Raw genomic sequence first — 8,809 nt, 5'->3', positions numbered from 1 at the left:
GGTTAGAGGATTGGGACGCATCATGAAAGCCTCCCTCCGCCTCCTCCTCCTCGTGGCCACCACGGTGCTTGTCGCCGACCAGGTGACCAAATATCTGGCTGTGTCCCGGCTGACGGATGCCTTGGATGGGCGGGAAGGAGTGGCCCGGGTGACGGGCTACTTCACCCAGCACAACCTGGACAACAACCCTCCGCCGCAGGGTGAGCGGCGGGTGACTCGGCCCTATCGCTTCATCGAGGACTACTGGCACTTCCGCTACGTGGAGAACCCGGGCGCGGCGTGGGGGCTGTTCGCCAACCTGCCGGACGGCGTGCGGCGCTCGTTCTTCCACGTGGTGAGCGTGGCGGCGCTGGCCTTCATCTTCCTGATGTACCGCCGCACCTCGCTGGACCAGAAGCTGGTGCGAGTGGCGCTGGCGCTCATCACCGGCGGCGCGCTGGGCAACTTCGTGGACCGGCTGATTCGCGGCTACGTCATCGACTTCATCGACTGGCATTGGCGCAACCAGCCAGGCATGCGCTGGCCCACCTTCAACGTGGCGGACGCGGCCATCTGCGTGGGCGTGGCCTTCATGCTGCTGGACTCGCTGAAGGTGCGTCGCCCGGAGACCGTTCCGGCGCCCCTGACGCAGAGCCCCAATCCGTGACGGCTGGGGGGCTGGTGGTGTAAGCCCCGGGCCGTGCCTCGCAAATACGTCATCCTCATCGCCGTCGCCCTGGGCGTCATCGTCCTGGACCAGTGGACGAAGTACCTCGTCGTCCGTGAGTTGACCTCCCAGATGCAAGGGCAGGAGACGCTGGGCGGGCGCCTGGGCGCCATGTTCGGCGAGCCGCCCCCGCAGGGCTTCGACGGGCTGCACTACCGCTCGCGCCGCAGCATCGAGGTCTCCGACTCCTTCTTCCGCCTGCGCTACGCGGAGAACCCGGGCGCGGCCTGGGGCCTGTTCCGCAGCCTCCCGCCCCAGCAGCGCGCGCCGCTCTTCCACGTGGTGAGCCTGGGCGCGGTGGTCCTCATCGTCTTCTACTTCCGCAAGCTGTCTGGGTCGGACCCGGAGGAGAAGTGGGCGCTGTGGGGCCTGCCGCTCGTGCTGGGCGGCGCGCTGGGCAACTACATCGACCGGTTGGCCCGGGGTTTCGTCATCGACTTCCTGGAGGCCCACTGGTTCGACAAGGCCGCGTGGCCTTCGTTCAACATCGCCGACGCGGCCATCTGCGTGGGCGTGGGGCTGCTGCTCGTGGACGCCTTCGTCCGCAAGGAGAAGCCCGCACCGGCCCCGTCCAAGGCCGCCTGAAGCAACGCCTCCCGGGAGGGCAGCCGGGCGGACCGGCGGGCCCCTCGCCTTGTCTGGCCGCGCGGCGGGAGTAGCCTTCGCGCCGCGCCGCACCCTTCGCCTTCCGGCAGGTCCCCATGCTCCCCGTCCTCTTCCGCTTCACCTTCACCAGCCTCTGGACGCAACTGCTGCTGTACGCGGTCGCCGCGGGCACGGTGGGCTACATCGCCTTCAACGGGTGGCGGGGTGCGCCGAGCGTGCTGGACCCGAAGACGGGCACCCTCGCCGAGGCGAACTCCACGGACCGGCTGCTGCGCGCGCTGGGCTTCGGTGTCGCCGGTGCGGGGCTCGCGTGGTTCGGCCTGAAGTACGCGCTGCCCGCGGACGCGTTCCCCGGTGGCAAGGGCGAGGGAATTCCCCTGCACACCTACGGCGTGCTCCTGGCGTCCGGCTTCTCCCTCGCGCTGGCGGTGGCGGGGCGGCTGGCCCAGGACGAGTGGCGCCAGGTGAAGCTCGTGGATGGCACCTGGGTGAACCTGGAGGGCATGAAGAAGCGCGAGCAGGTGCTGGACATGGCCTTCTGGGTGCTCATCGGCGGCATCGGTGGCAGCCGGCTGCTCTTCATCCTGGTCAACTGGAAGGACTACGCCAAGGACTGGACGCAGGTGTTCTCGCTGGGCGGCGGGCTCGTCTTCTACGGAGGCCTCATCGGCGCGGGGGTGGCGGCGTGGCTCTACGCGCGCTCCACGGGCATGGACTTCCTGCGGCTGGCGGACGTGTGCATCCCCACCGTGTCGCTGGGCCAGTGCCTGGGCCGGCTGGGCTGCTTCAGTGCGGGGTGCTGCTGGGGGGACGTGGCGCCCTCGCACGCGGCCGCCGCCGTGCACTTCCCGGGGCCCGGAATCGCGCAGGACCTGCTCGGGCGGGTGGGCAACTCGTCCAGCCTCGCGTACTCCTCGCAGTTGGAGGACTCGCGCTTCGTCGTGGAGGCGACAGGGCAGATTCTGCACCAGGCGGCGCCGGACGCGGTGCGCATCTCCGACTGGGTGCTCCAGCACGGGCACACCCTGGGCGTCTACCCCACCCAGCTCTTCGAGTCCGTGGGTCAGCTCGTCCTCTTCGTGGGGCTCCTGTACGCGCGCCGCTACCGCCGGTTCCACGGGCAGATTTTCGCGCTGTGGCTGATGGCCTACGCGGTGCTGCGCAGCACGGTGGAATTGTTCCGTGGGGACGTGGAGCGAGGCACCCTGCACGGGCTCCTGGAGTCAATGGGGTCCCAGGGGCTGGCGGCCGCGGTGCCGCTGGAGGCCTGGTACAACGTCTCCACCAGCCAGTTCATCTCGCTGTGCATGTTCGCTTTGGGCGCCGTGCTGCTCTACCAGAAGGGTCGGCGAGGGGCGGGTGAGGCGGCGGGCGGTCTGGGTCCCACCCCGTCCGCGGCGTGAGGTTGATCCCCGGGCGCGGGTTGGGGACACTCTGAGCAGTCATGCCTCCCTCCGACGCCCGACAGTCGTCCGCTTCGAAGTCGTCCGCTTCGAAGTCCTCCGCTGGAAAGTCCCAGGCCCCGTCGGACAGCAGCTCCAGCGAGGCCGTGCTCCAGGAGTGCGAGGCGCTGGAGGCGGAGCTGGCCATCCTCCGCAACCTCTACGAGCAGTACTTCCTGGGCAACGAGCGTCACCCGCCCACGCGGGCCCATGACGACTTCAAGAAGCGGGTGATGCGGCTCAAGACGGGCTTCATCCGCAGCACCGCCGCCAAGTTCCGCGTCGGGAGCATCCACGGCAAGTACCTCACGTACGACAGGCTCTGGGCGCGCACGCTGCAGGAAATCGAGGCGGGCACGTACAAGCGGGACTTGTTCAAGGCCCGCCGTCGCGCGGAGGTGCGCGGCCCGTCTTCCAGCAGTGACGCGAAGAAGGGCGTGGTGGAGCTGCCGGAGGACATCTCCGACATGGACTTCGAGGAGGTGGAGGAGATTCTCCGCCCTCGCCCCGCCAACGAGCCGCAGGTGCCTTCCGCCGCCGCGTCCGTCGGAACGCCCTTCCGGGGAACGCCCTCGGTGCCCTCCGTGACGCCCGCAGTGGCTCCAGTCTCCACGCCGCCTCCGTCGCGAGGGAGCGTGCCCGGGGTGGCGCCGCTGACCGCCGGTGGGATGCCTTACGTGGCACCGGTGACAGGAACACCGCCGCGAGGACAGCCCACGGTGGCGCCGGTGACGGGAGCGCCCATGCGCGGTGGACTGCCCACGGTGACGTCGCCGCTGGGGAGCGCGCCAGCGAAGGCCCCCGCGACAGTGCCTCCGGGCATGGCCGCGAAGCCGGCGGGCACGGTGAGCACCGCCCCTCCTTCGAGGCCCACTGTGCCGGGCGCGACGACGGTGCCCAGGCCTGCCACGGTGCCCCCGCCGTCTTCGGCGTCCAAGCCTCCCCCGTCGGCGGGAGGCGGCGGCATGTCGGACGACAAGCTGCGCGCGGTGTACGACGCGTATGTCACCGCGAAGCGGCGGTGCCAGGAGGACACCTCGAAAATCTCCTACGAGTCGGTGGCCGCGACGCTGCGCAAGCAGGTGCCGGAGTTGCTCAAACAGCACAACGCCAAGGCGGTGGAGTTCAAGGTCGTCATCAAGGACGGCAAGGCCTCGCTCAAGGCCGTGCCGAAGTAGGCCGCTCGCGATGAACCAGAACCTGGAATCGCTCAAGGCGCGGGTGGCGCAACTGTCGGTGATGATTTTCGACATCGACGGGACGCTCACCGACGGCCGCATCTTCTGGGTGCCCAACTCCGGCTGGACGCAGATGTACAGCGTGCGGGACGGCATGGGCATCAAGCGGCTGCAGGAGGTGGGCATCGAGGTGGCCGCCATCTCCGGAGGCGACAGCCTGTCCGCGCAGATGCGGATGCAGTCGCTGGGAATCAAACACGTGCACTTCGGCAGTCAGGACAAGGTGGCGCACTTCGAGAAGCTGCTGGCGCTGCTGAATGTCTCCGCCGAGCACTGCGGCTACATGGGTGACGAGGTGGTGGACCTGCCGCTGCTCAAGGCCGTGGGCTTCTCCTCCGCGCCTCCAGAGGCCCCCGACGAGGTGCGCTCGCAGGTGCACTACGTCGCCCAGAAGCCCGCGGGCTTCGGCGCCGCGCGCGAAGTGTGTGAGTTCATCCTCCGCCACCGGACGTAGGCGCCGCTTCATTCGCCTCGGTGCTCGCATGGGCGCAAGCGCGGGGTTGCATGTGATAGGTCCGCGCGGGTGAACAAGGTCGCCCGGCCCTGGTGGTTCGTCGCTCCCCTCTTCGCGTCCTGCGTCGGCCTGTTCGCGGCGAGCGCGCACGGTGTCCGCCCCGCCGCGTTCCTTCCGAACCTCGCGGCCATCCTCGTCGGAGGCGCGGGCTTCCTGCTGCTGACCCGAGGGCCGTGGGAGTCGCACCGCCGCGCGGAGCGAGGGCTCCCCGTGCTCGCGTGTCTCGCAATCGCCGCGACGTTGGCCGCGCCGGGGCTGGAGGGCGTTCATCGCTGGTGGTCGCTGGGGCCCGTTCGAGTCAACGCCTCCGCGGCCTTCCTGCCGTGGCTGTTTCTCGGCATCGCGGCGCGTGGTGCCTGGCCTCGGTGGCTCGCGTGTGGGCTCATGGTGTTGGTGCAGGGGCTTCACCTGCTGCAGCCGGATGCCTCACAGGCCACGGCGCTCGCGCTCGCGGCGCTGCCGTTGCTGGTGGGCGGCGACTTCGCGAACAGGCGCGTGGGCATCCCCATCGCCGTGGTGTTGCTGGGGCTCGCGGTCGTCACCTGGACACGGAGCGACCCGTTGGAGCCGCTCGACCATGTGGAGCGCATCCTCATGCTCATCGTGTCGCGAGGAGCGCTCGGGGTGTTCTTGGCGGTAGCCGCCGTGGCGGGGTTGTTGCTCCCCGGACTCCTCGCGGCGTGGAGTCGGGATTCGCGGACCGCGCGACTGGGCGTCGCCTTCGTCCTGTATTTCGCCGCATTGGTGGGCTCGACGTTCTTCGGGAACTTTCCTGTTCCCGTCATCGGCGCGGGCGCGGGGCCTGTTCTCGGCTGGTGGGCGATGCTCACGGTGCTGCGCGTACATGCGACGGTTCCCCAGGAGTGAAACCGGGGCGTCGGTGCCTCCGCCAACCCGAGCCTCGGTGTTGGGAATCGTTACTTCCTGAAAAGTCTGCCGGGTCGCTTGCCCGCACGGGTTGTCGCGTCAGGGGTGCCTCCCTAGTTTGGGCTTCGCGCATGAGGCCGGCGGACGGCGCGAGACACGTGGGAGGCGATGTGGGGATGCAGAGGTGGCTCGGGCTGTCGGTGGTGGTGGTGGGCCTCTCGGTGACCACGGGGTGCTCCACGCCCTCCGAGGAGTCCCAGGAGCGGCTCGCGGTGTTGGAGGCGGAGGCCGAGCAGCTGGACGCGGTGCTGGACGACGTCGAGGAGCGGCTCCTCGGCAACCAGGCCATGCTCCAGACGTGGCAGGAGATGGGGCGTCGTCACCAGGAGGTGACGCAGCTGCATTGTCAGACGTCGGAACCGCACATGCTGGCGCGCATGAAGCACTACGAGAAGATGGAGGAGCGAGTGACTCAGATGCGGCGCCGCAGCAGCGTGGCCGCGGTGGACACGGTGCTCACCTCCGGCAAGTCGTCCAAGCACAAGCAGGGCGCGAACTGACGCGTGCCTCACAGGCTCATGCGCTCGCGGAAGCGCTGGGACTGACGGCGTGACATCTCCACCTCGGTGCCTCCGCGCAGGCGCGCGACCAGCGTGCCTCCGGTACCGGGCTCCAGGGACTCGACGAAGTCGAGGTTGATGAGGTGCTGACGGCTGGCGCGGAAGAAGCGCGCCGGGTCCAGCTTCTCTTCCAGGTAGCTCAGCGAGCGCAAGAGCAGCGGCTGATGTCCCTCCAGGTGCAGCCGGGCGTAGTTGCCCTCGGAGGTGATGAGCGGCACCTGCGCGAGCTGCACCAGCCAGCAGCGTTCACCGTCTCGCACGAAGACCCGCTCCAGGGACGCGTCCGGGGTGCGTGAAGGCGCGTGAGACGCCGGGCCGCCGCGCTGGCGCACGCGCTCCAGGGCCTCGGCGAGCCGCTCCGGTTCGATGGGTTTGAGCAGGTAGTCGAGCGCGTTGACGGAGAACGCGCGCACCGCGTGGGCGTCGTACGCGGTGGTGAAGATGACATCCGGAGGCTCGTCGAGTCGGGCCAACACGTCGAAGCCCGTGCCACCTGGCATCTGGATGTCGAGCAGGAGCAGGTCCGGCTCCAGGGCCTCCACCTGTCGGCAGGCATCGTCCACATGCGTGGCTTCACCCACCACCTCCACGTCCGGGAAGGCCGCGAGCAGTCGGCGCAGCTCGGCGCGGGCCAGTCGTTCGTCGTCGACGATGAGGACTCTCATGAAGGCAGCGGTATCCGGACGCGCGCCGTGGTGAGCGCCGCGTGGGTCTGGTCGAGCTGGAGCGAGGCGTGGGCGCCACACAGCAGGCGCAGCCGCTCGCTCGCGTTGTGGAGGCCCACGCCGTTGGAGTGGGGCGCGGCGGGAGTGCCGAGCGGCGCGGCGGTGTTGGCGACTTCCAACAGCAGCGCGCCTTCGTGCACGTGGGCGAGCAGGCTGACCTCGCCACCTTCGGGAGTCTGGGCGATGCCGTGCTTGATGGCGTTCTCCACCAGCGTCTGGACGAGCATGGCGGGCACGGGGACGTCGAGCGCAGCCGGGGCCACGTCCTCGCGCACGCGAAGGCGCTCATCGAGGCGGATGGCCTCCAGGCTCAGGTAGTCACGCACCACCTGGAGCTCCTGGGACAGGGGCACCGTCTCGGGACCGCGCGCGGCGAGGGCATGTCGGAGCAGGGAGGACAGGCGCGTCACGGCCTGCTGCGCGCGGACGGGGTCCTCGACGATGAGGGCGCGGACGCTGTTGAGACAGTTGAAGAGGAAGTGTGGCTGGAGCTGGGCCTTGAGGAAGCGCAGCTCCGCGGTCTGGGCCGCGGCCTCTTGCTGCCAGCGCTCGCGCTCCACGGTGCGGGTCCGCTCGACGAAGTGGACGGCGAACCAGGTGAGCAGCCACATCAGCATCACCACGGACCAGAACGAGACGCCGGTGATGGCGAAGGCGAAGGAGAAGTCCTCGCGCTTGTAGATGCCGAGCACGGGGTAGGCCAGGAAGAGGCCCACGGCCTGCTGGAGGGCGCCCAGCCCCACGCTCGTGAGGAGGACGCGCGGGGCCAGGCGAAGCAGCGGGAGTTGGACCCACGCGCGAAGGTTCAGCGGGGCTCGAGCGAAGTGCGTGATGACTCCGCCCGAGAGGCTCATCGCGAGAGTCCACAGCGAGCGAGGCAGCAGTTGTTCAGCGCCTCGCGACAGGGCCACCACCGTGAGGAGGCCCAGCAGGATGTTCACGAGGCCGTAGAGACCCCAGCCGCCCACCTGGCAGGCCACGTACACCTTGGCGCGTCGGGATGACATGCGTGTTCCTGCCTTCGTGAGGGCCTGACTTCACCACGCTCAGCGCTGGGACTCCATGCTCGCCGAGGCAGCGGTGGTCTTCAGGAAGGACTCCAGCGTGGCGAGGAAGCCCTGGGGGTCGTCCCACATGATGAAGTGCCGAGCCGTGTCGTGCATGGCGAGACGCACGGTGGGGAGGTTCTGGTACTGGCCGCGATAGTTGGCCTCCACCGCCTCGCGAGGGACGCGGCCCTGAAGGGCAATCCAGGAGCCGAGCACCTGGGTGGGCGCGGTGATGCGAGAGAGCTCCGGGCGCAGGTCGGTGATGCTCATCTCGTACACCGCCTGCGTCACCGTCTCCGGGTCCGAGTCGGCGCCCCAGCGCGCGGCGACCTCGCGGCGTGCTTCATCGGAGATATAGATTTGGAGTACCTGGCGCGAGGACGCGTTGCGCTGCTCCACCGTCTGCATGCGGGCCTGGACGCGGAACTGGTCGGCGAAAGGCTTCGAGCTCTCGGCGGTGGCGCCCGGATACAGCAGGGCGGGCAGGAAGGGCACGCTGTCCACGATGAAGACGCCGCCCACCAGGTCGGGTGCGTCGGCGGCGAGGCCGAGCGCCAGCACACCGCCCAGGCTGTGTCCGACGACGATGGGCTTCTTCAGGCCTTGCGAGCGGATGTACTCGGCGAGCGCGCGACGCATGGTGGGCATGAAGGGCGAGGGGACCGAGGGCTGGCCCGCGAAGCCCGCGAGGGTGAAAACGTGGCAGTCGTACTCACCCTGGAGCTTGGCGACGGTCTCGTCCCAGACCTCGCCCGACGACGCGAGACCGGGGATGAACAACACGGGCTGGCCCTTGCCGGAGCGCTTCACCGCGAAGGGCGCGGGAGAAGTGGCGGTGCTGCTGGCGCTGGAGGTGGTGGCGCAACCGAAGAGCAGGGGCACGGCGACGAACGCCGCCAGGAGCAGGGCACGAGACATGGAGGACCTCCGCGAGAAGGACACCGCCAGGAGGGCGGCGTCTGACGAGAAGGAAGGTACGTGTCGCGCGGCTGGGCGCCCCGGATACTCCATGAGCGGTTCGGGAGCGGGATGAGTGGCGGAG

10 protein-coding genes are annotated in these 8,809 nt (G+C 69.4%); 7 read left to right on the top strand and 3 right to left on the bottom strand.

Annotated elements, in window-relative coordinates:
* Positions 1-22: 22 nt before the first annotated feature.
* The 7 genes from lspA (HUW62_RS43295) to HUW62_RS43265 all read left to right on the top strand — a co-directional run bounded on the left by lspA (HUW62_RS43295) (position 23) and on the right by HUW62_RS43265 (position 5,933).
* A complete protein-coding gene (gene lspA, locus HUW62_RS43295) occupies positions 23-646 on the top strand; it encodes a signal peptidase II (protein ID WP_163863789.1) in 624 nt (207 codons plus the stop codon).
* 33 nt (positions 647-679) lie between these two features.
* Positions 680-1,291 carry a signal peptidase II gene (gene lspA / locus HUW62_RS43290; protein ID WP_163863788.1) on the top strand — a complete coding sequence of 204 codons (612 nt, stop codon included), beginning with the start codon at positions 680-682 and terminating at the stop codon, positions 1,289-1,291.
* A 116-nt stretch (positions 1,292-1,407) separates the two neighbouring features.
* On the top strand, positions 1,408-2,715 hold the full coding sequence (locus HUW62_RS43285) for a prolipoprotein diacylglyceryl transferase (protein ID WP_176437777.1): 1,308 nt from the start codon (positions 1,408-1,410) through the stop codon (positions 2,713-2,715).
* A 41-nt stretch (positions 2,716-2,756) separates the two neighbouring features.
* Complete coding sequence (locus HUW62_RS43280) at positions 2,757-3,932, top strand: MXAN_5187 C-terminal domain-containing protein (protein WP_176437776.1); 1,176 nt, start codon at positions 2,757-2,759, stop codon at positions 3,930-3,932.
* A 10-nt stretch (positions 3,933-3,942) separates the two neighbouring features.
* Entirely contained in the window at positions 3,943-4,446 is a 504-nt protein-coding gene (locus tag HUW62_RS43275) for an HAD family hydrolase (protein WP_163863785.1), read from the top strand.
* A gap of 69 nt (positions 4,447-4,515) precedes the next feature.
* Positions 4,516-5,373 (top strand): hypothetical protein, encoded by an 858-nt coding sequence (locus HUW62_RS43270; RefSeq protein WP_163863784.1) that lies wholly within the window; start codon positions 4,516-4,518, stop codon positions 5,371-5,373.
* A 170-nt stretch (positions 5,374-5,543) separates the two neighbouring features.
* Complete coding sequence (locus tag HUW62_RS43265) at positions 5,544-5,933, top strand: hypothetical protein (protein ID WP_163863783.1); 390 nt, start codon at positions 5,544-5,546, stop codon at positions 5,931-5,933.
* 8 nt (positions 5,934-5,941) lie between these two features.
* On the opposite strand, the gene HUW62_RS43260 is transcribed toward HUW62_RS43265, so the two are convergent.
* The 3 genes from HUW62_RS43260 to HUW62_RS43250 are packed head-to-tail and all read right to left on the bottom strand — an operon-like array spanning position 5,942 to position 8,685.
* Positions 5,942-6,658, bottom strand: a complete 717-nt coding sequence (locus HUW62_RS43260) for a LytTR family DNA-binding domain-containing protein (protein ID WP_163863782.1) — start codon at positions 6,656-6,658, stop codon at positions 5,942-5,944.
* Positions 6,655-7,725: a sensor histidine kinase gene (locus HUW62_RS43255; RefSeq protein ID WP_176437775.1), complete on the bottom strand. Its 1,071-nt coding sequence runs from the start codon at positions 7,723-7,725 to the stop codon at positions 6,655-6,657. The genes HUW62_RS43260 and HUW62_RS43255 overlap by 4 nt, the downstream gene beginning before the upstream one ends.
* A gap of 39 nt (positions 7,726-7,764) precedes the next feature.
* Positions 7,765-8,685 carry an alpha/beta fold hydrolase gene (locus tag HUW62_RS43250; RefSeq protein WP_176437774.1) on the bottom strand — a complete coding sequence of 307 codons (921 nt, stop codon included), beginning with the start codon at positions 8,683-8,685 and terminating at the stop codon, positions 7,765-7,767.
* Between the last annotated feature and the right edge of the window lie 124 nt (positions 8,686-8,809).

Source organism: Myxococcus sp. AM011, from assembly GCF_013372595.1.
GTDB classification, from domain to species: Bacteria; Myxococcota; Myxococcia; order Myxococcales; family Myxococcaceae; genus Myxococcus; species Myxococcus eversor.
Note: the sequence above shows the minus strand (reverse complement) of the source record. Positions and strands in the feature narration are given on the sequence as shown.